Origin of the sequence: Paenibacillus sp. FSL H7-0737, assembly GCF_000758545.1 — a bacterium.
In the GTDB taxonomy this organism is placed as follows: domain Bacteria; phylum Bacillota; class Bacilli; order Paenibacillales; family Paenibacillaceae; genus Paenibacillus_AQ.
In genome coordinates, this window is record NZ_CP009279.1 from 4,052,713 (window position 1) to 4,077,842 (window position 25,130).

At 43.8% G+C, this 25,130-nt stretch carries 28 protein-coding genes; 8 read left to right on the forward strand and 20 right to left on the reverse strand.

All coding sequences use genetic code 11. The features are described 5' to 3' along the window. Positions 1 to 59: 59 nt before the first annotated feature. From H70737_RS17670 to H70737_RS17680, 3 genes are read right to left on the reverse strand one after another with little or no spacing between them, the layout of a single operon-like run. On the reverse strand, positions 60 to 878 hold the full coding sequence (locus H70737_RS17670; protein ID WP_042189287.1) for an SPL family radical SAM protein: 819 nt from the start codon (positions 876 to 878) through the stop codon (positions 60 to 62). Next, positions 875 to 1,408, reverse strand: a complete 534-nt coding sequence (locus H70737_RS17675) for a methylated-DNA--[protein]-cysteine S-methyltransferase (RefSeq protein WP_042189289.1) — start codon at positions 1,406 to 1,408, stop codon at positions 875 to 877. Before H70737_RS17675 ends, H70737_RS17670 begins: the two co-directional genes overlap by 4 nt. After that, positions 1,398 to 2,018 carry a bifunctional transcriptional activator/DNA repair enzyme AdaA gene (locus H70737_RS17680; RefSeq protein WP_042189292.1) on the reverse strand — a complete coding sequence of 207 codons (621 nt, stop codon included), beginning with the start codon at positions 2,016 to 2,018 and terminating at the stop codon, positions 1,398 to 1,400. The genes H70737_RS17675 and H70737_RS17680 overlap by 11 nt, the downstream gene beginning before the upstream one ends. Positions 2,019 to 2,230: 212 nt before the next feature. Here H70737_RS17680 and H70737_RS17685 point away from each other — a divergent pair, with 212 nt between their 5' ends. Then, on the forward strand, positions 2,231 to 2,770 hold the full coding sequence (locus tag H70737_RS17685; RefSeq protein WP_042189294.1) for a MerR family transcriptional regulator: 540 nt from the start codon (positions 2,231 to 2,233) through the stop codon (positions 2,768 to 2,770). Positions 2,771 to 2,875: 105 nt separating this feature from the next. Here H70737_RS17685 and aspA read toward each other — a convergent pair whose 3' ends face one another. Both aspA and H70737_RS17695 read right to left on the reverse strand, forming a co-directional pair. Then, positions 2,876 to 4,300, reverse strand: a complete 1,425-nt coding sequence (gene aspA / locus H70737_RS17690; protein WP_042128747.1) for an aspartate ammonia-lyase — start codon at positions 4,298 to 4,300, stop codon at positions 2,876 to 2,878. A gap of 297 nt (positions 4,301 to 4,597) precedes the next feature. Then, positions 4,598 to 6,274, reverse strand: coding sequence for a hypothetical protein (locus H70737_RS17695; RefSeq protein ID WP_042189296.1), 1,677 nt, complete (start codon positions 6,272 to 6,274; stop codon positions 4,598 to 4,600). A gap of 235 nt (positions 6,275 to 6,509) precedes the next feature. On the opposite strand from H70737_RS17695, the gene kduI reads away from it, so the two are divergent. The 3 genes from kduI to kduD all read left to right on the forward strand — a co-directional run bounded on the left by kduI (position 6,510) and on the right by kduD (position 9,033). Continuing rightward, complete coding sequence (kduI, locus tag H70737_RS17700) at positions 6,510 to 7,343, forward strand: 5-dehydro-4-deoxy-D-glucuronate isomerase (protein ID WP_042189298.1); 834 nt, start codon at positions 6,510 to 6,512, stop codon at positions 7,341 to 7,343. A gap of 132 nt (positions 7,344 to 7,475) precedes the next feature. After that, a complete protein-coding gene (locus H70737_RS17705; protein WP_042189300.1) occupies positions 7,476 to 8,231 on the forward strand; it encodes a DeoR/GlpR family DNA-binding transcription regulator in 756 nt (251 codons plus the stop codon). 43 nt (positions 8,232 to 8,274) lie between these two features. Continuing rightward, complete coding sequence (kduD, locus tag H70737_RS17710) at positions 8,275 to 9,033, forward strand: 2-dehydro-3-deoxy-D-gluconate 5-dehydrogenase KduD (RefSeq protein ID WP_042189303.1); 759 nt, start codon at positions 8,275 to 8,277, stop codon at positions 9,031 to 9,033. A 45-nt stretch (positions 9,034 to 9,078) separates the two neighbouring features. Here the strand turns inward: kduD and H70737_RS17715 are convergent, their stop codons facing one another. Both H70737_RS17715 and H70737_RS17720 read right to left on the reverse strand, forming a co-directional pair. After that, positions 9,079 to 9,513: a DUF5301 domain-containing protein gene (locus tag H70737_RS17715; protein WP_042189305.1), complete on the reverse strand. Its 435-nt coding sequence runs from the start codon at positions 9,511 to 9,513 to the stop codon at positions 9,079 to 9,081. Positions 9,514 to 9,518: 5 nt separating this feature from the next. Further along, positions 9,519 to 10,040 (reverse strand): hypothetical protein, encoded by a 522-nt coding sequence (locus H70737_RS17720; RefSeq protein ID WP_042189307.1) that lies wholly within the window; start codon positions 10,038 to 10,040, stop codon positions 9,519 to 9,521. Between the two features lie 142 nt (positions 10,041 to 10,182). Here H70737_RS17720 and H70737_RS17725 point away from each other — a divergent pair, with 142 nt between their 5' ends. Both H70737_RS17725 and H70737_RS17730 read left to right on the forward strand, forming a co-directional pair. Next, positions 10,183 to 10,833, forward strand: coding sequence for an NUDIX hydrolase (locus H70737_RS17725; protein WP_042189308.1), 651 nt, complete (start codon positions 10,183 to 10,185; stop codon positions 10,831 to 10,833). Then, positions 10,830 to 11,375: a GNAT family N-acetyltransferase gene (locus tag H70737_RS17730; RefSeq protein WP_042189310.1), complete on the forward strand. Its 546-nt coding sequence runs from the start codon at positions 10,830 to 10,832 to the stop codon at positions 11,373 to 11,375. Before H70737_RS17725 ends, H70737_RS17730 begins: the two co-directional genes overlap by 4 nt. A 43-nt stretch (positions 11,376 to 11,418) precedes the next feature. Here the strand turns inward: H70737_RS17730 and H70737_RS17735 are convergent, their stop codons facing one another. Continuing rightward, a complete protein-coding gene (locus H70737_RS17735) occupies positions 11,419 to 13,494 on the reverse strand; it encodes a beta-galactosidase (protein WP_042189312.1) in 2,076 nt (691 codons plus the stop codon). 207 nt (positions 13,495 to 13,701) lie between these two features. Here H70737_RS17735 and H70737_RS17740 point away from each other — a divergent pair, with 207 nt between their 5' ends. Next, positions 13,702 to 14,556 (forward strand): AraC family transcriptional regulator, encoded by an 855-nt coding sequence (locus H70737_RS17740; protein WP_231573497.1) that lies wholly within the window; start codon positions 13,702 to 13,704, stop codon positions 14,554 to 14,556. Positions 14,557 to 14,605: 49 nt separating this feature from the next. On the opposite strand, the gene H70737_RS17745 is transcribed toward H70737_RS17740, so the two are convergent. The 5 genes from H70737_RS17745 to H70737_RS17765 form a co-directional block, all read right to left on the reverse strand. Further along, positions 14,606 to 15,157 carry a riboflavin biosynthesis intermediates N-glycosidase gene (locus tag H70737_RS17745; RefSeq protein ID WP_042189316.1) on the reverse strand — a complete coding sequence of 184 codons (552 nt, stop codon included), beginning with the start codon at positions 15,155 to 15,157 and terminating at the stop codon, positions 14,606 to 14,608. After that, positions 15,154 to 16,047 carry an NUDIX hydrolase gene (locus tag H70737_RS17750; protein WP_042189318.1) on the reverse strand — a complete coding sequence of 298 codons (894 nt, stop codon included), beginning with the start codon at positions 16,045 to 16,047 and terminating at the stop codon, positions 15,154 to 15,156. The genes H70737_RS17745 and H70737_RS17750 overlap by 4 nt, the downstream gene beginning before the upstream one ends. Before the next feature lie 27 nt (positions 16,048 to 16,074). Continuing rightward, positions 16,075 to 17,085, reverse strand: coding sequence for an AAA family ATPase (locus H70737_RS17755; RefSeq protein WP_042189320.1), 1,011 nt, complete (start codon positions 17,083 to 17,085; stop codon positions 16,075 to 16,077). Further along, complete coding sequence (gene pnuC, locus H70737_RS17760) at positions 17,082 to 17,759, reverse strand: nicotinamide riboside transporter PnuC (protein WP_231573294.1); 678 nt, start codon at positions 17,757 to 17,759, stop codon at positions 17,082 to 17,084. Before pnuC ends, H70737_RS17755 begins: the two co-directional genes overlap by 4 nt. 629 nt (positions 17,760 to 18,388) lie before the next feature. Then, the gene (locus tag H70737_RS17765) at positions 18,389 to 18,895 is read right to left on the reverse strand and encodes a DL-endopeptidase inhibitor IseA family protein (RefSeq protein ID WP_042189324.1); all 507 of its coding nucleotides are present in this window, start codon (positions 18,893 to 18,895) and stop codon (positions 18,389 to 18,391) included. A 518-nt stretch (positions 18,896 to 19,413) separates the two neighbouring features. Here H70737_RS17765 and H70737_RS17770 point away from each other — a divergent pair. Then, on the forward strand, positions 19,414 to 19,989 hold the full coding sequence (locus H70737_RS17770) for a hypothetical protein (protein WP_042189326.1): 576 nt from the start codon (positions 19,414 to 19,416) through the stop codon (positions 19,987 to 19,989). 98 nt (positions 19,990 to 20,087) lie between these two features. Here the strand turns inward: H70737_RS17770 and H70737_RS17775 are convergent, their stop codons facing one another. The 7 genes from H70737_RS17775 to H70737_RS17805 all read right to left on the reverse strand — a co-directional run bounded on the left by H70737_RS17775 (position 20,088) and on the right by H70737_RS17805 (position 24,880). After that, a complete protein-coding gene (locus H70737_RS17775) occupies positions 20,088 to 20,669 on the reverse strand; it encodes a DUF4303 domain-containing protein (protein WP_231573295.1) in 582 nt (193 codons plus the stop codon). A gap of 21 nt (positions 20,670 to 20,690) precedes the next feature. After that, complete coding sequence (locus tag H70737_RS17780; protein ID WP_042189330.1) at positions 20,691 to 21,149, reverse strand: SMI1/KNR4 family protein; 459 nt, start codon at positions 21,147 to 21,149, stop codon at positions 20,691 to 20,693. Between the two features lie 59 nt (positions 21,150 to 21,208). Continuing rightward, positions 21,209 to 21,775: an Imm44 family immunity protein gene (locus tag H70737_RS17785; RefSeq protein WP_042189332.1), complete on the reverse strand. Its 567-nt coding sequence runs from the start codon at positions 21,773 to 21,775 to the stop codon at positions 21,209 to 21,211. A gap of 37 nt (positions 21,776 to 21,812) precedes the next feature. After that, the gene (locus tag H70737_RS17790) at positions 21,813 to 22,562 is read right to left on the reverse strand and encodes a hypothetical protein (protein WP_042189334.1); all 750 of its coding nucleotides are present in this window, start codon (positions 22,560 to 22,562) and stop codon (positions 21,813 to 21,815) included. A gap of 35 nt (positions 22,563 to 22,597) precedes the next feature. Further along, positions 22,598 to 23,608 (reverse strand): leucine-rich repeat domain-containing protein, encoded by a 1,011-nt coding sequence (locus H70737_RS17795; RefSeq protein WP_042189336.1) that lies wholly within the window; start codon positions 23,606 to 23,608, stop codon positions 22,598 to 22,600. After that, a complete protein-coding gene (locus H70737_RS17800; RefSeq protein ID WP_042189338.1) occupies positions 23,571 to 24,239 on the reverse strand; it encodes a hypothetical protein in 669 nt (222 codons plus the stop codon). Before H70737_RS17800 ends, H70737_RS17795 begins: the two co-directional genes overlap by 38 nt. Before the next feature lie 68 nt (positions 24,240 to 24,307). Next, positions 24,308 to 24,880 carry a hypothetical protein gene (locus tag H70737_RS17805; protein ID WP_042189340.1) on the reverse strand — a complete coding sequence of 191 codons (573 nt, stop codon included), beginning with the start codon at positions 24,878 to 24,880 and terminating at the stop codon, positions 24,308 to 24,310. Positions 24,881 to 25,130 lie beyond the last annotated feature (250 nt).

Below are 25,130 nucleotides of genomic sequence, written 5' to 3' on the forward strand. Positions count from 1 at the left end.
TATTAAGTATTTTAAAATACTAAGTATGAATGCTCTCGTTTATTATATCATGTTTCAGTTTAAGGCTCGAACCCCTTCTGGCTCAAGAAAAGCTCATCTTCATTAAAAACACTCCGGAGTCCATCGTACACCCTGCGATAAGCCGCCGGATCGTACCATTCTTCCAATTGCAGCTCTTCATAAAGGGAATAAATACCTAATCTCCGTGTCCGTTTGCCCCCACTGCCATCTCCCATAAAATAATCGTCGATACAGACCCTATCCACCAAACCCCTTAGGATCTCTGGAAAAGAAGTGCTGCTTGGCAATACCGGAGCGATGGTTGCTTGAATAGGAATGCCCGCTTCACGCAGTAATTTCAGTGTCTTTAATCTTGCAGAAATGGGTGGAGCACTTGGTGTGAATTTTTTGCGAATATCTTCACGATCCGTCTCTACAGTCATACTCACGCGAACCTTGTCTTCTAAGCGTAATAATAAATCTATATCTCTGCGTACGAGCGGACTGCGCGTCTGCACGAACAGAAAATCGGGTGGGGTCTCCACCATAACCTCCAGCAAAGCCCTGGTTACCTGCTCCTTGTGCTCTATCGGTTGGTATGGATCTGTACTAGAGGACATAAAGATGGAGACCGGTCCTTTGGACTTTGCTTTCAGGAGTTCTTTGTGTAAGATAGCTGCAGCTTCTTGTTTGACATCTACCCACGTTCCCCATTCCTCTTGGCGAAACAGTGAAACAGGCATTTGACGCACATAACAATAAGAACAGCCATAAGTACAGCCGGTATATGGGTTTAAAGAATGACTATATCCGTTCAGATAACCCGTCCCTTTATTTAGTAAGGTCTTTGGGGTTTTGTACTGGACCTCAATATTCATAATTCTAGAGCACTCTTTCCACTTTCCAAATTAAGCAGCCTAGTCTTCATCTCTAATCCCCCGCGGTAGCCAGTTAATGTTCCATTCTTGCCAATGACTCGGTGGCAGGGCACCGTAATTAGTATCGGATTTGCACCTATGGCCGTCCCTACCGCGCGTACTGCAGCAGGCTTTTGAATATGTGTGGCGATATCCGAATAAGACCACGTTTGTCCATATGGGATTTCACATAACGCTTTCCACACCGCGAGTTGAAATGGAGTCCCCCGATAGTCAAAAGGAATGCTGAAAGCCTGCCGTACCCCTTGCAAATATTCGATCAGTTCCTGTACAAATGGAACCATTTTCTCATCGTCCTGCACCAGTTTACTTTCAGGAAATCTACGGCTCATCCAGTCACTCATTTCTTCGAATGGCTTCTGCTGCGACCCCACATAACTTAATCCTTTCTCCGACGCTGCGATATAGAAACTCCATTCCTTATAAGCTAGCAATGTCCAGTATATGATTGCACTTGGTCTATAATCCATTTTTCTGTACCTCCATGAATAATTCAGAATGATTCGTTAATTCTAATTTGTTAAGCTGTCGATACTTCGTTGGGGTAAGCCCCGTCTTTTTCTTAAATAAGGTAATAAAATACGACGTATTTGGCAGACCCACATGTAATCCAATATCAGCTACATCCCGATCCGTGGTAACCAAATATTCAGATGCCTGATCGATTCTCTTTTGCTGTATATAATCCGCTGGAGTGATTCCCATTACTTTCTTGAAGGTTCGATGGAGATGATAAGGGCTTCCATGACAGACTTCTGCCAGCGTTTCAAGAGTAAGAGGTTCATGATAATGTTTGTCGATATATTCAGTCATTACAGCCACCCATTCCTTATCCGGCAGCCGCTCACCCGTCGGTTTGCATCTTTTACAGGGACGAAATCCAGATTCTAATGCTTGTTCTGCATTTTGAAAGATACGTGCATTCTCTCGATTAGGTGCTTTGGACTTGCAGGAAGGTCGGCAAAAGATTCCCGTAGTCTTCACAGCATAAAAGAATTTTTCGTTATAAGCTGCATCATTTTGCAAAATAGCCTGCCATTGCTCCTCAGTCATCTTTTCCACTTCTCCACTCTTATCCATACGATTCACCTCTAAACCAAGTATACCCCGCTACTGGGTCATCTGTACTCATTCTAGAATGTAAAAGCAAGATAGTGAAATCCAAGAATGGTGAGATTGCTCGTAATTACACTTTGTTTATCGAATCCGCACTTCCTTTGTCAGCCTTGCAGGGAGCAGCAATTGAACAACGAATTACTCATAACATGACTACCTGAACTGGAGGAATCAAAATGGAAATTCTGAAAACAAAGGATGCCGCAGAGCTGCTGTCAGTAAGCCAGACTACGATCAAACGTTGGGCTGCTATGTTCCCTGATTTTTTTCCAAAAGACCGGTTTGGCCACTATACATTCTCAGAGCAGCAAATCAGCTTGCTTAGTCATATTAAAGACCGCATTAATCACGGAGAACCACTAGAGAGTATTCAATTAACTGACTCGAATGAAAAGCAGATGTCCACGTCACCGCAAGATCCACTTCATCCCACAGACGCTGAGCCTATGCAAGATATATTATCCCGGATTCATTATATTGAACGTACACTCGATCAAAAAGCCGACGAAGTAGTCATGATACAGTTGCTTCAGCAGCGTGAAGAGCTTGAGGATCTGCGGATAATGATCAAACAATTAGCAGCAACCCTAGAACCCATGCAAGCTTCAAAAGGCAACGTCTTCACATCTAACGAAGCTTCTCGTCCCGTTACTACTACAAGGTTGCCCTCTCCACCAAGGAAACGTGGTCTATTACGCTCATTCTTTTTCCTGTAAGCCTGAAACGCAAAAGAACCTACTTCTAACTAGCGTTGAAGTAGGTTCTTTTAAATGTCGTAGGACACGCATGACAAAGTCAGCGATTAACGGTTAGGTAATCCCCTATTGCTTCTGCAATAAAGCTGAGCCTGCGATTCCTGGATGCGTCATTTCGTATGGGTCCAGAATCAGATTGAGCTCTTCCTCGGATAACACATTATACTTAAGGCACAATTCACGAACAGATTCTCCTGTCAAAATCGCCTCACGAGCAATACGTGATACCACTTCGTAGCCCAAATGTGGGTTAACCGCAGTAATGATTCCGACACTACGCTCCACATCCCGCTCTAGCTTCTCTTTATTGGCTTCAATACCAGCCAGACAGAAATCTGTGAAGACTTGGAAGGAGTTGTTCATGATGCTGATGGACTGAATGAGATTAAACACTAGAACTGGCTCCATAACATTCAGTTCCAGTTGACCCGCTTGGGAAGCCAGACAGATTGTATGGTCATTTCCTATCACTTGAAAAGCTACCTGATTGATGACCTCTGCCATAACCGGATTAACTTTACCTGGCATAATGGAGGAACCAGGCTGGCGAGCAGGTAATGAAATTTCATTAAACCCTGTCCGCGGGCCGGAGGCCATGAGTCGAAGATCATTAGCAATCTTGGACATGTTCATCATGCAGACTTTTAGCGCAGCAGATACTTCTGTGTATGCATCTGTATTTTGCGTAGCATCCACAAGATGATCTGCAGTAACTAGCGGCAATCCACTTATTTCGGCCAAATGTTCTACAACCACTTCGATATATCGAGGGTCAGCATTTAATCCAGTTCCTACTGCCGTTGCCCCCATATTCACTTCATACAAATGATGACGTGTATGTTCAATACGTTTGATATCTCTCTCAAGTACTCTGCGATAAGCCTCGAACTCTTGGCCCAGACGAATTGGCACTGCATCTTGTAGATGCGTGCGTCCCATTTTTATAACCGGATCGAATTCCTTGGCTTTGTCTGCAAACACCTCATGCATTCTGCGCATTGTAACAAGCAGTTGTTCCAGAAGAGAAAGCGTCGCAATATGAATAGCCGTCGGGAATGCATCATTTGTAGACTGCGCCATATTCACATGAGAGTTGGGACTTAAATGACGATAGTCTCCTTTTTCATGACCAAGCAGCTCTAATGCTCGGTTAGCAATGACTTCATTGGCATTCATATTTAACGAGGTACCTGCACCACCCTGTATAGGGTCTACAATAAATTGTTCGTGCCATTGACCTTCGATGATCTCATCTGCTGCTTTCACAACAACTTCTCCAAGCCCACGATAGAGCCTGCCGATTTCCATATTTGCAAGCGCAGCGGCTTTCTTTACGATCCCCATCGCTTTGATTAATTCATTGTGCACTCTATAACCCGTAATTGGAAAATTCTCTACTGCGCGTAATGTCTGAATCCCATAGTATGCGTTCTTATCTACTTGTTTGCTGCCTAGAAAATCATTTTCTACACGAAATTCAGTTCCTGTCACAGTAAATCCCTCGCATTCTTTGAGTTAGGTTTGAACGGATTTAAGAAAGCGCATTCATTCATATGTCTCACTTAGATATTAACCTTTATTGTGATAAATGTCTCTCATAAAATTAGAGATTAATGTAATTAATTTCAAATAAAATTACGAAAGCCTTGCCCTTAAAGGAAAGCTGGTTTTTTTTAGGAGTAAATTTCCAATTGAAGCTATAGCATAGTATGCGCATTTATAATATAAAAAAGCCGACCTTAAGGTCGACTCCATCCAAACTTAACTCACAACTATGTTGAGTTCTTATTAAACCGTATAGTTCTCCAAAGAGATCTTCACACCATTCAGCAAAGCTCGCGGTTGCTCTGACTCGCTCTTCATACTCAAATGCAATCTATCGCCATTACTGGTCGTATAATGAGCCGCCAAGCCGCCTTCCATCTCAAAGTGTGGTTCATTATGGGCCATTGCTATTACGAATGCATCCAGTCCGATGATGCCACGCTCTGCAGACTCCTTAACACCGATCGCCTCAACGATCACTCCACCCGGCATCCCTTGAACGGTTACCTCAATATATCCCGGACGTTCCTGTATTTGGTACGATTGAGATAAATATATTGCGAAATAGACATCCCCAACCTGACCGAATAAGGCGTTCGGGTCTTGCATCCACTCCCCATGAGGAAGAACACCGATGATCGTATTCTTTTCCCCCTGAGGAATGGGAAATAAAGAAATAACTACATTCTTGTGATAGAGGACCTCCATATAACGGCTCTGATGGCGAGGATCTCCCTCATTGTAGCCTTGACCTGGATGGAAGAAAAATAGCTGGTTGGACCCTCCTTCTCCATTCACAGGCAGAGAGAAAGTCCAACGGAGCTGTTCATTATCAAATTCCTCTACTCGTTCCCACATCCCGCCTGCTGCAAAATCCTCTGTAATATAGGCATAGGAATGAAGCAACGGTTGAGCGTTCGGATCTGCTGGGACTACCTTCTGTGTAATCTTGGTGGTTTCCACTGGCGTCCGCCGATTCATTGCATCTGTTAAAGCCTCATCTGGTGCTTTATAGAATAGGAGTCCAGCGTATTCCGTGCGTGGCATTGCCTCTGAAAGCTTGAAGTCCCCGAACTGAACATAGTCATGAAGCACATTAGCATCCCCTGGTACATCATGTGGCCAACCTCTAGAATGTGCACCCACCCAAGCACCATGTAAATAAAACTCTGCTCTTACCTTCCAAAGATGATCAAGCATGTCTTTAAGAGTAGTTATTAAATCCGTATCCTCTGTTGGGACAAGCTCCAAAGCGCAGGTAAACGCCTGTATCCAATGCCAGAACCACGGGAGACTGCCGTATTCTGGCATACCCTTAGAGCGGATGTATGTCAATGTATCCTTCAAACTTTGCCGACCATCCTCAACGAGCACATCATCTGCAAACATAGTGCCAAAAATCAGCTTTGCTGCTGTATATTTCGCTTCATGATGTCCAAAAGTGATTACCGGCTTACGGTAGAAATCACTCCGATAGATGTGTCCAAATGCTGTATTCAGGACAATGCGAAGTTGAGCGTTTAGTGCTCCACCATATCTTTTGCAAAAGTAGGCCATCAGACTGCCCATAATTTCTACAGGCAATTCATGCGGCGAAGCCTCACGTGGAACCGGATTCAATCCAAGCGGCCAGTGCCCGTATAGCTCCGTGCCAGGTTGACGATTCTGTAGCATTAATGTCTCTAGCAGCACATCCTGTGCCTTCTGTTTCGCTTCTTCCCGGTCAAAAGGCAACGACAAAGAATCATCTACTGCAGCTGCAAAAAGATATGAGGCATAATAAAAGTTATTTCGCACATCATCGTGGAACCAGAGTCCACTCTCAAGCAGAGGCCGTCTCTGCGCTTCCAGCGCTATACTTATAATGATTTCTTGTTGACGGTCCTGATAAGTACTCTGAATACCATTAGACTCCAGCATTCAAGTTCAACCTCCCACATCTAAATTTTCAATAGTATGATAACAACCCTATAAATGAGAACTAAGCATTTTAGATCTATTGTGCACACTTTTCGTTCATTTGGCAATTATTAAAACTTATAAATAAACTAAAATGAACCAACATCTAAAAATAAACACTTGTAATACGAACGTAAATGGAGTAAATTGTACCTATACGAACGAAAATATGCTTGTGAAGGAGATTGAATATTCCATGGAAAGACGTTTTGCATCCCATCCTAATGAAGTTAAACAGTTTGACACTGAGCGCCTCCGTAAGGAATTCCACATTCCTGTCATTTTTGCACCAGATGAACTGAAACTTGTACTTACCCATGAGGATCGCATGATCGTTGGCGGTGCTAATCCTGTTAAGGAAGAAGTTGCACTTACAACTGACCTCAAAGAACTTGGGGTTACTTACTTCTTGGAACGCCGTGAGCTGGGGATCATCAATGTTGGCGGTAAAGGTTCGGTTATTGTCGATGGTACAGAATATGAAGTAGATTTCAAAGAATGTCTGTATGTCGGTCAAGGTTCTAAAGATGTTATCTTCAAAAGTGCAGACGCTTCCAAGCCCGCTAAATTCTATTTGAATTCTGCGCCTGCTCACCAGTCCTATCCAACTACCAAAACCACTCTGGCTGAATCCGAATCTGGTGCAATGGGCGGTTTGGAGAACTCCAATGAGCGTACCATTCACCGGTTCATTCATACAAATGGCGTGCAAAGTGCTCAGCTAGTTATGGGTATGACTCAACTGAAGCCAGGTAGCATGTGGAATACGATGCCAGCACATACACATCCACGCCGGATGGAAGCTTATTTCTATTTCGGTCTACCGGACGATTCCGTTGTGTTCCACTTGATGGGAGAGCCTAATGAAACTCGCCATATCGTAATGCAAAACGAACAAGCGGTTATTTCTCCAAGCTGGTCCATCCACAGTGGTGTTGGTACTCATAACTATACTTTTATCTGGAGTATGGCTGGCGATAATAAAAGATATGATGATATGGACCCCGTATCCATGAAAGAACTACAATAGAGATAAGCTAAAACGCCTTCGGCGTCCTTTTAAGGACGATAAGCGTTTATGCGAGAATTATAAGGAAGAGTCTAGCGTGAAACTTAAACTTTCTTATAATTTTAATCAATTACGGAAAGCTGAGGCAAGCGGATGAACCCGATACGACGACATGAGATGATTATGGAAGTTATGCTGAACCAAAAAGATGTAACGGTGAATGAACTGAGCGATAAGCTACAAGTTACGGGAAAAACAATTCGTGAGGATTTAAGCAAGCTGGAGGAGCAAGGACTGATCGTACGTGTACATGGCGGAGCTGTGCTGGCACAAAGCGACCAGTTTGGTATTTTGCCCTCTAAGGATCCATTGGATAAGTATTCCGACGAAAAAACAGAGATCGCCTTGCGCGCGCTTGCTCATATTGAACAGGACGATATTATAGCTCTTGACGGCGGGAGCACAACGCTTGAAATTGCCCGACGCCTGGACAATATGCCTCTAACGGTAGTCACCAATGATGTATACATCATCAGCGAACTGGTTCCCAAAGATCATATTCGTCTCGTCGTTCCCGGAGGTTACCGTGTCCGCAATATGTTGGCCGGCACTGAAGCCGTCTCCTATGTGCAACAACTTAATATTCAAAAAGCATTTCTGTCCTCGACAGCTGTTCATATCGAACATGGACTTTCTATTTATACAGGAGATTTAATTGAGTTTAAGCAAGCCCTTGTGTCTACTGCCCGTAAGGTGTTCGCGGTTGTGGATCATCATAAATTCGGCCAAACTGCGCTGCGTACATTCGCTTCTCTGCAGGAAGTTGACGTTATCTTGACAGATAAAGGACTCTCTCCCGAAACAGCAGAACAGTTCCGCAGTGCAGGCATTGCCATTGAATGTGAGTAATAACGGAATCAAATCCATTTAAATCAAAGGGGCGTAATTTATAATGTCATCATCATTATTCAGCTTGGCAGGTAAAACAGCACTCGTAACCGGTGCTGCTCAAGGTCTTGGACAAGGCATTGCCCTTGCCTTCGCAGAAGCAGGTGCGGATATTGCATCCGTATCGCTTAATACAAGTCAAGAAACCGTAAACGCTGCAAAAGCTTTTGGTGTAAAAGCGGTTAGCATCGAATCTGACTTAAGTGATCATAGCAACCTGCAAAACACATTTGACCAAGCACTTGAACTGACTGGTCATGTTGACATTCTCGTGAACTGTGCAGGAATGATCCGCCGTACTCCGGCAAAAGACCATAGTGAAAAAGACTGGTTCGATGTTATTAACCTGAACTTGAACACAGTGTTCCTTCTGTCTCAGATCGCTGGCCGCCACTTCCTGGAAAGAGGATCCGGCAAAATCATTAATATCGCCTCTATGCTCTCCTATCAAGGCGGAATCAATGTCCCTGGCTACACCGCGAGTAAGCACGGGGTTGCAGGTCTTACTAAAGCTTTTGCCAATGAATGGGCAGGCTCCGGTCTGAACATCAATGCGATTGCACCAGGCTACATGGCGACTGAAAATACAGCTCCAATCCGTGCTGACCAAAGCCGCTCGGATGCTATCTTAGATCGTATTCCAGCTGCACGTTGGGGAACACCTGATGATCTTAAAGGTCCTGCTGTATTCTTAGCTTCCGCAGCATCCGACTATTTGAATGGTCATATTCTTAATGTTGACGGCGGATGGATGGCTAGATAAATAACCTGAAATATTTAACCCGCTGCCTGAAGCAGCGGGTTATTTTTACTTAAACAAGCTTGTAATGGATTCCCCATCAAATTTACTAGTAATCTTAAAATTTCCAGAGTGATACTTACTATTACTAGATCGATCGCTGAAATACAAGTAATCTGTGCCATAGAGTGTCATTCCAAAGCGCTGATCTTTATTTACATATATTCTTATCCAATAGGTCTCCGCAGGTCGTTCTGATGCTTCACTTCTTTTTAATTTCACGTCAGAAAACTCATGTATGATCTTTTCAATTTCTTTCGGGTCATCCACTTTAATTTCTTGTTCATTAGAACTCTTAAGAACTCTAATGGAGGTGATTTGAGTAGCATCGATTCGATCCAGTACAAGATTTTGAAATGAATTATAACTGTGATATAAGGGAACTCCATAAAGAAGCAGATTTATTACTATAAGAAACAATAAAAATAATTTACTTTTTTTCATAATTATTAGCCTTCTATCTCCACAAATTCTCCCGGATGTGCCCGAATATACTCGCCAATCAACCTGTGGCTATCTTCGGCTATGTTCTTAAATCGTTCAAATAAACCACTCATCTCATTCAACAACTCAGGATCTCGATCGAGATCCGTGATGGTAGCATCAACCCACTGTATTCCAAGTCGATTGTTTCTTTCTTCGAGAAATGCCTTTGTTTCCTGAAGCAAAAGAATCATCGGATCATCGCCAAAAAATCGTATGCCTCCCATCACCCCTGTCCAATACCCCGGCAGGTCTTGCATGTAAGAAATCCAAGCATAATACTCCCCTTCGGAATTACGGCTGTGATCATGCATTACTCTGAACATACAAAGTGCTTTCTGTCCGTCTGTGAGCTTTGAGATCACTTCGGATTTGATCGATGGTGATTTTGCGCGAATCTGCTGAAAGGTAGGCTCCATACAGGCCCATCCTAATCTTTCATCACTAAAAGTGTCCAAATCCTTCTGCTTCATGGTTACTAAATTCATTTAACTCCTCCTTTGATTAACATCCAAAAATATACATTTCATTCTAGCGGTTGTCAATAAGAACCTCCCTAACATTTAGGGTAATTCGAACGTTTTTATGATAGGCTTTAGAAAGAAGAAATCATCACAAAGGAGCTTTTCTATGCATAATGAGATACTTACCATTTTTGATGAAGCAGGCAACCGAACAGGTACGGCTCCACGTGAAGAGGTACATCGGTTAGGTCATTGGCATGAGACCTTCCACTGCTGGTTCATAAGCAAAGATCAGGAAATACCCTATATCTATTTACAACTTCGGAGTAAACAGAAACAAGATTATGCTGGGCTACTGGATATCACGGCCGCCGGACATTTGCTAGCAAACGAAACTGTAGAAGATGGAACACGCGAGGTTCATGAAGAGCTGGGACTGGATTTATCCTTAAAAGACCTGATCCCGCTAGGAACAATTCCTTACAGTATGAAAAAAGAAAAACTTATCGATAATGAACGAGCGCATGTCTTTGTTTATAACAATCCCTATCGTCTAGAAGATTTCCAGCTACAAAAAGAAGAGGTCGCCGGCATTGTCAAAGCTAAGTTCTCTGATTTCCGCAGATTTTGGCAGGGAGAAATACATAGTCTACAAGTCAACGGTTTTCAAATCGATCCGCATGGACATAGAATTACCATTGAGCAGGATGTAGACAAGACCCATTTTGTACCCCATGAAGTGGGTTATTATACTCGTATTATCGAGGGTATCGAAGCAATATTTCTAAAATTACCAGTAGTAACGGAGGACAAATGATTATTGATCAACGAACATTTACCGTGAAAGGAACCCAATACACTATTAGATCTGCAATCACTACGGATGCTATGGCATTGTCCGAAATAAGAGTACAAATCGATGGTGAGACCGAGAATTTAGACAGAGAACCAGGGGAGGCTTTTATAGACGAAATAGGGTTTCAGCAGCTAATCCAATCTGATTCAGAGAAACTAAGAAACTTATTTCTAATCGCGGTAGTTAATGATAAAATCGTTGGGTTCTCTAGATGCGAAGGCCATTCTTTAGCAAGATTCGCTCATAAAGTCGAGTTCGGAGTATGTGTGCTGCAGGATTATTGGGGTTATGGAATTGGAAAGAATCTTTTAGCAGAATCGATTGCTTGGGCCGACGCTAACGGTATCCAAAAAATCACTTTAAATGTCCTCGAAACGAACGACAAAGCTATTACCCTTTATCAGAAGCTTGGCTTTGAGATCGAGGGAATATTAAAAAATGATAAGATTCTTGCTGACGGAAAATTCTATAACACGATTATGATGGGACGATTTATGGATTGATATTAAAAAGGCAGAACCTGAATCCTCAGGTCCTGCCTTCTTTTTATACTAACGATTTACGCTTCAACATTGCGAGATCATTTACAGCTAGATTTAACACAGACGGAGCAGCAGTGCCTGAGCTCAAATCTGTATAATCCGCTCCATCTAATTGTACCGTTTGCGGACTGCCGCTGTAGTTTTGCACAAAAATATAATCACTCTCTCCATCCGTACGAAGCTGCGCTGTCACACCAGTTGGAAGCTCACTATCAAGCGCACGAGTAATTCCCGCTTTTGCAGTGATTGCAGCATACAATTCAATGTAGAAAGAGGCGTCTTTTACACGAGTAGCGAGATGATAAGCATTTCCTTCACCGAAACGATTTACCGTAAGCGCTGGACGTCCAGCATAGAAATCGCTGCGATAAGTGCCTAATACTTCCGCACCTTCCAAGTGGATCAGCTCAGCAATTTCATGCGCATCATAATCTCCACTTAGATTAAGTGCATTGCTCGCCTGCATTACAACACCATTCAAATCACGGCTATGCAGCCCTTCGGTCTCTTCTGCCCAAATCCCGAGCGTTCTACGTAGCGGTCCTGGGAATCCACCCAAATGACATAAATCCGTTTCGTTAACGACACCAGACCAATAGGTTGCAAGGAAAGTTCCGCCTTGCTCAACAAACTTCTCGATACGCTTTCCATTCTCTTCACTGATCAGATATAACATAGGTGCGATCACCAGCTTGTAAGCGGACAGATCATCCCCCGATCCGATCATATCAACTGGAATGCCTAGCTCCCAAAGGGCACGATAATGCTGTAGTACAGTCTCCTCATAACGCAATCCGGAATTACGAATGCCTTGCGCATCCTTGATCGCCCAGCGGTTGTCCCAATCGAAAATAATCGCTGTTTTTACTGGAGTTGATGTACCTACTACTTCTGTCATTCCCGCCAGCGTCTTTCCTACCTCTGTAACGTCTTTAAACACACGAGTCTCGGAGTGGCCGCTATGGTCAACAACTGCACCGTGGAACTTCTCACTAGAGCCCCGGCTTTTACGCCATTGGAAGTATTGTACAGAATCCGAACCATGTGTTACCGCTTGAAGCGAAGACAGCTTGTGCATACCTGGACGCTTCAGCTTACTGACCGATTGCCAGTTCGTAAGAGATGGCGTGCTTTCCATGAGCAGGAACGGTTTCTTTTTAAAAGAGCGCATTAAATCGTAGTGCATCGCCGTCCATGCTGCCAGTCTAGCATCGTCACCATCTTCGGTATAATGCCATTCTGGATAAGCATCCCATGAGACAACATCCAGAATTTTGGCTAGTTCGCGATAATCAATGCCATCGATCATATGCATATTCGTTGTAATAGGCAGTGCAGGATTGTAAGGACGAACAACATTGATCTCATGCTGACAGAAGTCAATCGTCCGTTCACTGACAAACCGCCGCCAGTCGAGGTTCAAGCCATGTACTTGCGTCTCTCCATGTGGAGCCGGGGATTCAATCTGTGTCCATGAAGTGTAGGTATGACTCCAAAAAGTAGCCCACCAAGCATGATTCACCTCATCCAGACTGTTATTGTATTTGACCTTTAACCAATCTCTAAAAGCATTTTGACAAAGATCACAGTGACATTCACCACCGAACTCATTCGAAATATGGCAACCGATAACAGCCGGATGCTGGCTATAACGTTCTGCTAGCTTCGCATTTAAAATCGCAGTCTTTTCCCGATACACAGGGGAGGTGAAGCAATGATTATGACGGAAGCCATGTAAATTGTGAACACGATTACGTTCCACTCTTAGAACTTCAGGGTACTTCTCAGACATCCAAGCAGGCCGTGCTCCACTTGGTGTTGCTAGAAATGCGTAAATCCCATTCTCAGCAAAAGAATCCAATACACTATCTAGCCAATCAAAAGTGAATACACCTTCTTCAGGCTCTATGGATACCCAAGAAAAAATTCCGACAGACATCACATTGCAATTCGCAAGCTTCATCAGACGAATATCCTCACGCAAAATTTCTGGGTACTTCAGCCATTGCTCAGGATTATAATCGGCACCGTGCAGCATCACTGGAGCTTTGCTGCTAATCGGGGAGTGTTTTTTAGTCATAATGTAAGATCATCCTCTCAATTCTGCCCATTTCTTAAATGGGACTATTCTCTGATGAGACGCTAGATGCTTAAGCTATCAAATTCACGAATCATCATTTATACTATTTATAATATAAGAACATTCATCCCGATCAGTAGGAATATACTCTCGAAGTGATAGTACAAAATGAATATGAGGTGAATCATCCTGCTTCCTTTTTCACTGATAGAACTACCGCGCGACGCTGAGACGCTTCCCTTATATCCCTACTCTGTAGGTCGTCATATACAATTTCATCATGTGCGCCCTACAGGTTTTCCTGTTCATCAAATTTTTCTGATTCGTACCGGAACTGGGTTGTTTCGTGATCTGGAGAGCGGTACTGAAATCATACTAGAACCTGGAATGGCTTTCGCCTTCCCACCGGATCGAGGACACGAATATTATCCTACCTCACATGAACCATGGCATGTGGGTTTCATCGGAATCGAAGGGAGTCAGTCGCAGGGAATGCTGGTGGGGATTGGCCTTCTCCCTTATCTCCCTTATCATCCTGCTCGTTTTGAACAATGTTGGGAGGAAATCGGAAAGATCTGGCATACGGTGAACAATCAGACGGCTAGTCGTCAAGACGAGCAAGGGATGGAGGATCTATCTATAACCCTATATCGATTACTTCTGATGTTACGTCGTTCTGAATCCATACACTCCTCAGGCAGTCGTTTAGAACTTGAGTCTGTACGTAATGAAGCGTTGGCTAAAGCGGTTGAACTTATTAACGAACATTATACTGAGCCACTCCTTATCTCCAATCTAGCAGCTGCTGTGGGGTATTCCGTCCAGCATTTCCAGCGTCTATTCGTACAGGAATATGCCGTAACTCCACATAAATATCTACAGAATCTGCGACTAGAACGTGCGATACAGTTAATGACAGAGAATGCTGATATTCTCGTTCAGGATATTGCGATTCAACTGGGAATGGAGACGAATTATTTTATCCGAATCTTCCGAAATACTTATGGCTGTACACCTGGGGTGATGAAGCTTCGACTTTTAGAGGGTGAACAAAAAAGATAACGAAATCCAAAGGGATATCGTTATCTTTTCATTTAAATATAGGATGAAGTTAATCCCGCAGCAATTCGTTCCTCACTTCGGTCAGTACGAATCCAAGTAGGTTCCTCCCCCGCCATTTTACGGGATTCTCCGCATCCGGATTGGACTGGCTCATACCTATTCCCCAAATGCGATCCTGTGGGCTAGCTTCGACGAGAATACGGTTTTTCGTTGACTTGAGGTATTCGCCAAGCTTCGGATTCTGCGAAAATTTGGCTATATTTCCTCTTTTGACAATGTCATAGCATTCTTTATCCCAAGTGTCATTTTCGAAGTTTCTTACTGCACGCCCGTAGGCTTTCATCTCCTTGGGATGCTTAGCTTTAAGGATCGCGTCCAACATATCGTCATCTCCAAACAGTCTTGCTTTCTCGGACATCATAAACTGCTCGACACAGGAATACTCGATCCCCTCTACCACGAAAGGACTCATCCACCATTGGCTGAAGCAGCTTTTGTCGACGCCGTCGTGCTTTGGCGGTGTATGGCCCCAGAAGAACACAAACTTGAACGTTTTGCCCGCGATATAAGCTTTTCTTAACTGCTCGATATTGTATATCATTGATATTCCTCCATATTTCTCCGATATAAGCGGGAAGGACGGTGTCCCGCATTTTCAGTATAATGATCGGTCTCCGCTACGAGATCCGCTACTTTACGCCGGAATGCGGCTTTCAACAACTCTTTGTCTAAGATCACCTCATAAACCTGCTGCAGATCCGTCAAAGTGAAGAGATCCGGCATCAAGTTTAGCGCAATATCGGTGTAATTCACTTTTCCCCGCAGTCTCTCAATAGCGCAAGCTATAATCTTCGCATGATCAAAAGCCAATCCGTCATTTGATACAATGGAGTATGCGGTTGACGTAGAAGCCGACTTTGACGTTATCGTCCGACCCACAACTGCCGTTAACTCTTCTTCATCGCTGCTTAGCTTGAGCTCGTATTCCTTCGTTTTCACATACCCATCCTCAATAATCTCTTTCCGCTCGCGCAGAAGCCGATAGGTTACCTTGAACCAGGCAGCATGGGCAGCGTCATCTCCCGCTTTCAGCTGTACCTGATCACTGTTGATTAAGGCCATGTAGCTGCAGCTCATCACCCAGGTACGAGGGTCCCTTCCAACATCGCTGAAGGTGTACAACTGCTCCAAATAAACGTCATCCACACCGGTTTCCTCACTCAGCTCCCTCACCGCCGCCTGCTCTGTCGTCTCGTCCGGCCGGACGAAGCCGCCTGGAAGTGCCCAATTGCCCAGGAACGGGTGACCTCCCCGCTGAATGAGCAGAATTCGCAGCTCTTTTTCCGGAAGCTTGCGGTAGCTGTCCGCCTCCGTGTTCGTAACGGTGAAAATGACCATGTCCGCCGCCACCGAAGGCCGCTCGAAATCCCCGGCATGGTACTGCTCTAAAAATTGACGTTCCGTAAGTCCATCGCGATCCAACATATTCATGTATCCTTGCCTCCTTTGTTCTTTATTCTAGCCATTCAACTCTCCGAAATAGTTCCGGTAGGGCTCGAACTTTGCCAAGACCTCACTTACTTTGTGCATTCGTTCCTCTAGGTTTCCTCGCAACGTGATATAGGGAATCCGCCGCTCTTTCAAATCGGCAATGATTTGCTTATGAAAAATATGCCGCTTCTGATCCCCGCTACGGTCCCATGTATTCTCATAAGGAATATCATCGTCACACAGGAAAAACAGATCGTAGCGCTGCGCGTTTTCTAATGCGATCCGGGCTAAGCATTCAGGAGCCCGGCCGTGGTAATCCAAAGCAAACATATATGTGGTAATTGCATTGGTATCGACAAAGAGATATCGGTTAGCTTCCAGCATCGCCTGCTCCTCACGTTCGATATGGCCCAAAGCGATCTCATCGAACGCTTCTAGGCTGATTCTACGATCCACTTGATGCTCGGTCCAGTAATCACGCCCATATTCGCTCGCAAAGGTTGTGCGATACCGCTGCGCCAACGCTTCGGTGATTGTAGATTTTCCAGTCGACATCGCTCCCACAAAAACCACTTTCGTGATTAACCCCCTATACACGACATCACTTACAAATCTGCGATATTTATAAGGGTCGGCACGTACCATCGTGGCCGAAATCGGCACCCGCTCACGGGCTTCATCCACCCGCCGGTCCACCGCGCCTAATGCGACACTCATATGCTCACCGTAAAACTCACTAGAGTAAAAATGCGTCACTTGCTCGCCCTTCAGCAGCCCTAGAATAAACTGCTCCTCTCGAATCTCATGCTCCCGATCGTTCGAATACCCGTCTGGACCGTCCCAAGCTTCGATTACCCGGACCGACGGATAGAGCTTGCGGATCCAGTTCGCCCGGATATGCAGCGGAATCGGGGTCACCGTCGTTTCGTAGATTACCACAATCAGTTCGTCGACCTCTTGCAACGCCGTCTCTATCATGAATTGATGTCCTTTATGCAACGGGGCAAACTTCCCCAGCGTTAATCCAAGCGTCTTCATACCGATACCTCCTTAGCACCTTTATTCCAATTGTAATAGCCGTAAGCCGCGTTAATCAGATACGCACTCCACATGACGATCATTAGCACCCCTTCGCTACTGCCTTCTAGCATCCGAATTACCCACAGCAGCACCGTAAACATATTCAAAACAATGTAGACCAGCCATTGTTCCTTAAATCTTCTGACCATTAAAAAGGTAGCCACAATGGATAATACCGTTGTAATAGCATCTATATAAGGCGAGTTCTGCCCTGGGATGAACGATAGCCCGATTCCCAGTAACAGGCAGCCTATTATGCAGACCGCTCCAACAAGGAACAGCCACTTAAGATCCATCTGTCGCATGGATAGTTTGCCGTCTTGGCGGTTGTTTTTCCACATATAGAAGCCAATGACATTCATAGGTACAAAGAATAACAAATTCAGCATGACCTCTCCAAACAAACCGTTTATATAAGCCAAGTACGCGTAACCAACGGTATTGTACATTCCGAAAACATAACTCATCAGGTTTCCTTTCGCCGCGAGCACCACACACAGCACCCCGGTGATAAAGACCGTAAATCCGAATAAGGAATCTTTAGAAATAACCGTAAACGCAACAGCAATAGAGGTAAATAAAACTAGCCAGACGATTTCAAACAGATTCCAACCACCCCATGTTTTATTCACTTTCATCCGCTCCCTTTCATTAAATTTCCTAATCTTCACCATTCAGTTTGTTGTTAGTAACTTTTTGATAATAACAATTTGTTAATATCAAATATAGCAAAAAGGCGAGGAAGATGCAATAAAAAGGTGAGAATAATTTCCAACTTAAGTCTGGACCCGTCCATGGTCGGTATCCTCTTCCTTAGCATAAGCCTATTTCTAGAATCAGCTAACGGTACTTATTCTTGACAATGATTTCTGGCAAGAATATACGCTGACAAAGGAAAAAAACCGCGATTTACGCGGGTTGGCGTTCGAACATGTATTTGTCATCCAGCTACTTCTTCTTCTCTGCTACTACGCTCGAATTATTGCCCACGGGCGTAATTCTTATAGAAATTTGTTACAGCTTAATTAAAAGCTTTATCGGCTGTGGAGTTTGGAGAACATTCTTGCAGATTGTGTTCCCGCTGCTTATGCCGGTGATTGCCACAGTAGCGATTTTAAATACGCTACATTTTCATGCAAAAATATATCATTAACGGCATCACGTCCGGTTCGTTAAAGGGATAGGGAGTTAGCTCTAGCTCTTCTTTCTGCAATCAGTTTTTTCAATGAATAATTTATCTCACTATATAACAGGCGCTATTTCATTTTTTCCTTCTTAGTATCCTACTCTTTTTTTTGCATGGATCGTAACGGTAATCGGCATATCGGCTTCTGCGTAAATTGATCGTAAGTACTTGGGTGGATGGGTTGCGCAAGATGAAATAACGAATAGTTTCCCCATCAGCGATTGAGTCGCCTGGAATACCTAAAATAGCGTCAACTATTATATTTGTGCTTGTCTGTTTTATAATTTTTAAACCCAACACTCTGCTAGGCAATCCCCCCGTATCTGCATCAGGAGAGTAAAGACGTCCTCGAATGTTTTTAAAACCTGCGGAGCAAATCATGCGATTTGCGTACACATTGTTCCAAAATTGGCGGTAATACCGAAAAATTTTGATTCGGGTCGAGAATCGCAAGGGAAGTCTGTAGTAATCAAAATCACCGATTCGAATCGGTGGACTGTTTAGATCATACGAAAAGACTACTTTCTCCCATGCCTTTTCCGCATTCTGAATAAATGCCATAAGTCGTTTTCTCGAAACCATGCCGTCCCCCTCCTTATCGCTCTTCCATTGCATTCTATGTATGTTACCTTATGGAAGGCACGGCAAGAATGAATCCTCGTATTTCATGATTTTTCATTTCATGATGTTTGCCGGCTCATAAGTAAAAACCTTATTTTTGAGACAGCAACTTGTAGCAAGGAACGATTACTGCTCGCACTTCACGCATTACAATCTTTGTTATCAACTAGCAAATGAAGATGATATCGGATATCCGAGCATTGAAAAATAAAACAGATTTCATCCTTGTATACCTACATTTCGGGAGAGAATATCGATCATTTCCATGCAAGCTGCAGCACAAAAAAAAAAAAAAAAAAAACGCGACTAAACCGTTCCTACCGGCAGCCGCGTCATTTCTTGCTAAGTAATTTTCTTATCGTTCTAGCAGTAAATCTAAATCCCGAAAGCCTGGAGTGCTTTTTCGATGAAATGTCCAAACGTACCTTTCCGGTAAAGCATATGTTGCAGATAACTGAATTTTCAAGGAGGGAAGCATATTGAATAAGAAAAGAAAACGTCAACTCCCCGTTCGCAAACAGCAAAACGAATTTATAACACCTGCAATTTTAAGACGAACGATACGAAATGTGCTGCCCTTCTATCGCGAAATCGTGCGCAATCCAGCATACTCAGCTGCATGGGTACAAGCGGTGAATACGATTGATTTTGTGCAGATGGAAAGACTGTTTCAAAAGGTAAGCCATGCCCCAATTGCAGAATTGGGATCAGGGTACAGTTTCGGCTTTCGTACACCTATGCGGGATCGACTATACGTCAACGGTTTTTTTCTTGACCCCGCTCAAAGTAAGTATAAAGTGGGAGAACATCTCGTAGTAGTACAAGCTATTCTTCCCTTATACCTCAGGTTGGCGACTGATATTCCATTTGCAACGCGTGTCACTGCCGCAATTAATTCAGGTAATACGACAAGACTGAACAATTTAATTCGTGGATTAATACGCTCCCGTTTTTTACTAACTATCAGAGCACAAGATTCAGGCTTCAGAATCAGCTTTAGATTTCCGATCAGTCGCAAAATATATACTAATTACATCTTACTAGGAGTGGGTTAGTTAGTTGTGAAAACTGCCGGCTTTCACTGGTGGCAGCAACTGATTGAACTACTCGCGACTAAAGTGGCAAAATTCCTAAGTACGGGAGACTAACGTTTCTACTCCGCCGCTTCCGTCAACCATGCTTGCATAACCGGTGATTCCGCCCGATTCAAACGTAGGGCGATTTCGGTATTGATCTCATCCGGCGGCATGACTTCGACAAGGACACATACTGACTCTCGCAGCTGATTCATGGCAAACATGCCTTCATCATCAAGCATTTTCATTGCCAGCTCCATGGCCTTCAGCCTCAAATCAAACTCGCGATTCCCTTCGTCATTCTCAAGATCCGCTATGAAAGGACGCTCGATGAATCGTTGTTTAACGTGATCGAAGTTCTCATCCCCGAAACAACAATAGGGTGAATCGGCATAGGACCATTTGATGAGTTCAGCAATCGTCGATCCCGGTGTGTCACTTTCGTCTCCTTGTCTGGTCGATTCCATCTCCAAAGCTTCCCACGACCAGGCAGAGATGCTAGGCGCATGTCCCTCGCCAGTAGTATGTAGCGTACAGTAATAATAATGTTCGCCATTTTCAAAAAGAGCACGAAATGACGTTCTGGCAGCAGCGGCGATTTCTATCGCCAGCGTCTCTATTTCTTGCATCGGCTTCATGATAACGGTCCTCCTTTCCATTAGTCGATCAGCTCAGGTTATTTAAGAACGCTCGTCAATCAGCCGTTCTAGAAATTCCGCAAACGTTGAAGCATACTTGTCGATCAAATCATTCATGAGATCATAACACATGATCGGAAATTCCCCCTGTTTATCTCTAGTAGACGTATCAAAAAAATAAAGCTCGTCGCTATCCGGCACGAACAAGTCCAGTCTGTGGGGAAACCGACCTACCCACCATTCCTCGGCTTTATTCAGTCTATGTATGTAAAGAAGGTCGCCGTCGTAATACTCTCTATGTTCCGGAGCTGCGATCGCTAGAATATTGCCGTCTCCCAACCGGGCATTACCGTAATGAACCAGCCACCAGCGATAAGATGGCGGCAGGCAGAATCCTAATTCCTCTTCAGCTTCTGCTATCCAGCTTTCTTCCGCACCATGGCCAGGAAACCATTTTAAAGCGGAGGTCGTTTTCAGTTTTTCTGCCAAACGCTCATACATAAGTTCGATCCCCTCTCCTTATACATGGGTTTATTGTAAGTTTTGGACTCTCCAATCTTCTACAAATGATATGGCGGCGCTTTTCCTGCTACAATATTATCAGGATGAACGTCAGTTGGCTCATAGTCATTCATACGGAGAAGGATATACTCAATCTCTTCTAATGGCATCTGCAATTTTTGGCTGACTTCATAAAGACCCATGTCTTGCGAAAGTAGTTTCCGTGCTTGATTTAGCTTTCCATTTAGCCAATTGTTTTCAAGCATCCATTTTTTCACCAGATCCAGTAGTTGATTTTGAGTTTCCTTATCTGCATGCTTATTATATTTAGCGACTGACTCTGACAAATAGTTACAAAGGTGACTGCTTAATACCTCACGTTGCTCATGCTTGGACATCCGTTGGTACTGTTCATAACTTATGCTGATATCTAATTCGAGGGTATGATCCCTGCTATCAAAACGTCTGGATGTTGTTCGACCATAACTTTCAGGTAAAACACGCAATACAAAAAAGATATCATAGGGAAACTTCCATGTATTTGCTAATTCCTCTAAGGGCAGCAGCTCATCTCTCAATTGACCCACACACGTTCCATGTGTATCCAAAGTAAAAACTAGTTTCATACATACCTCCCTCTCCCACACTTAAGGAGTATCCGGATCATCTGTTATTTTCTGAGATCGCATCGCAGCCTTTCGACAAGAGCCACTGCTCCATAACTTCAAACGCCTGCCCCGCATCCTGTTCATAGAAGACAGCCACCTCTTGCTGGTAGGCATAATTCAATCGTACATAGCCGCCCAGCTGCCGGTAGAACAGGAAACAAGCATAGGCATTCTCAATGGACAAATCCGGCGGAAATTCGTTTTGGCATAAGTCGGCCAGTTCAGGCAGCGTAAGCTGATCCTGTCCTTGTGGCAAACGCAAAAAGAGATGGCTCCGAGTGCCCGTCCACGGTTCATAGTAGATGCTCTCCCCTTGGCTGATTCCATACACCTGACGATATATTTCATCCAGCACCAAGGCGTACATCCCTTCGTCTTCCTGCTCCCGTGCCTGCAGGGAAATCGCCTTTACGTGCTCCGCATGCCGAGGTAGCCAGATCAGCCTAGCTGTCTGGGGATGTACTGCCAGAAAATCACCGTCCACCGTTGTACCTATAACGATACACTCGCCGATCTGTTGCTCACTAATGGGGCTGTTTTCGTCATGCTCCCATAATCCGTACTCGGCAAAAGGTTTAAGCACCTCCGCATCGGGAAGCTGAACATTCAACCACCCTCTGTAAGTCCCTTCACCGAATCGCCGCAAAAACCGGAGGTAGCCCTGTGGATAAACAGTAACGTCTTCCTTCGCAAGTGCTTGGTTTTGGCAGTCAGATAGCGGTTTTGGCTGAGATACGATGTACATAAATACTCCTCCTGTTAACTGAACGATCCTACCTTTTATTGAAAACCCAATTTTGCTAAAATTTGTTGTACTTCCCGGTCTGCTTTACTTTTGAAAGTTGCAAACTCCACTGAAGATAAAGAATTCGGAAGTTTCTGATGGATAAAGGAATCAAAATCGATTGCCGTCTTGAGAATACGAAGCGTGTGCAGTAAAGGTAGTTGCTCCATTCCCGTCAAACGGGTTAAGCCTTTACAATTCCTAATAGAAAGTTCCTCCAGTGCCTTCATTTCCTGGTTAAAGCTGATTTCCTTCAGTTGGATTTGATCCTCAATAACAAGTCTCTTCAGCGCTTGAAAGGCTGTAATATTGGTCAGGTCATGGAAGCCGCGGACTCTAGTAATCTCCAGGTTCTCGATTGTATTCTCTTCAATTTCATGAATGTGCTCCCGGCCTCCAAGCAAAATGCGAAGGTGCTCCAGCTTCCTCAGCCGGTTAATACAATGTAACGGCAGTTTGCTGATCGAATGCAGCGCGAGATAATTTAAGTTCTCCAGATAACCTATAGCATCAAGGTTTTTAACCTTACCCCCTACATGCAATTCCTCCAGATCAGAGAACTCTCTAAAATATTGCAGGTTGAGAGTCTTTTTATCCGAGATAATGTTTAATTTATTTAGAGAGTGCAACGTATCAATCCCCAGAATTTCCGAATTCTCCAGCTCGTATATGCCTATGCTCAAACTGCGCAGGTGATCCAGCTTCGCCAATGCTTCAGTGTTATGTGCCTGGGTGAGACTATCGAGGTGCAGCATTTTCACATGAGGAATCCGCAAGAGAGTATGACAATCAAAAGACAGCGAATAGTGGGCGTAGAAACGTACTCCGAAATCCTCATTCCAGCGCGCGCAAAGCTCATCCACTTCTTCCAATATGGAGCCATAAAAATCCGGGTGAGAAAATTGAATAATCACTTGGTTACCGTCGTGCAAATCCCGCTCGATCAGATCCCGGTCCAGCAGGGCAGGATTATTGATCAGAATTCTTTTTCTCCATATTTTCCGCATCCATTAATCCTCCTTTTTTGCCATTGATCACAAGCCCGTATTTACTGAAAATCCACGATTTGCTCAAATCGTGAATCGCATCATGGCTTATACGCACAGAAGGCTTTTGCTCTTTCATAGCATCTGCGTCATGCGTCGAGAAGCGAAGCGGCTTTGTCATTTTATTAATAGAGTCTTTTATTTCATCGAAAAACTTATATGTTAACGGCTTATGATCCTCGATATCCTCATAGATATAATACTTCCCGTTTTCATCTTCCAAATCCATTTGAAAGCCTTTAGGAAATGAAAGCAAGATACACGGCAATTCATCCTCTGCCCATTGTCCGTAATAGGGAAAATGGACACCTTCATTTCTCGCAAAAAATCCGGAGCCTTCATTATCAGACGCAACAGAAATGGAATAAACAAAGAATGGGTGACCATCATTCCTTTTTTCCTCTGCCGTAAAATAATGATAAAATGACTGATACGCCTCATACACCTGATTCTGGTCATGCTCTGTCTGGGCATAATTGGTTAGATAAAATTGCGCTTGCTTATGTTCAAAAAGCTTCAAAACGCTTTCAAACTCTTCCGGCCTTAAGAAGAATCTAAGTTTATAAAATCCGCTGTTCTTTAATCTATCCATTTCTTTTCTCTCACCGCCATGTTCTAAAGTGTCATCTCAGATGACTTTAGCCATTTGCTCATGTATTTTCAAAATTCATATTTCGCAAATCGTTCTTTGAGAGTTTCTTCGTGCGGGATCCACTCCCAATCGCTCCATAATGACATTCTTACGAGTTCTGACAGCTTATCTACGGCTTGTGCCGGACTCGTAATGCTAATGAAGTCGTCAAAATCCTCATTGCGGATATCCAACGCTTTCTGCAAATAGTCATCGTTAAGACGCTCTTCTTTAAGTTGTTCATATTCATCCCTCGTCCACTGTTCACAAAAGATTCTTTCGGCCTCAATATCTCCATTCTCGAACAACGACAACTCGAATATTTCCTCATTTATATATCCGGCGGTCATCACTGGCTCCTCGATAAGCCGAGACAGCGTTTTGCCGATCTCCTTCACCGTACCCCATACAAAATAATCATGGAGCACGCTGATCCAGTACTCGTTGCTTTTGCTTACGTACATGACAACATTGAACTTTTGAGCCTCAGTATTTGGCTTGCCTAATACTGTGGCATGCCCTTCGCTTAGCTCTCTTAATGCTTCGACAGTCTTATCAAGGTTGTTCGACTTGATATGCAAATTTGCGAATGATCTTCCCACGAGATGGCCTCCTCTAATCGCTTTCTTATTCAGACTGATTCTTATTTATATCCTATAGATTGTATCTAAGTATGTCTCTTATTTCCATTATAGTGATCATTTGTCCTGAGTCTTCCTACTTTTCACCTGAATTTTGGAAATGACCTTTACTAGGGAGAGATACTGTATTGTTGCTTCAAGCTGAGTTAGATCTCGATAACACAGTCATGACTGTGATCTTGTGTTCTTTATAAAAATCCATTTTTGCATC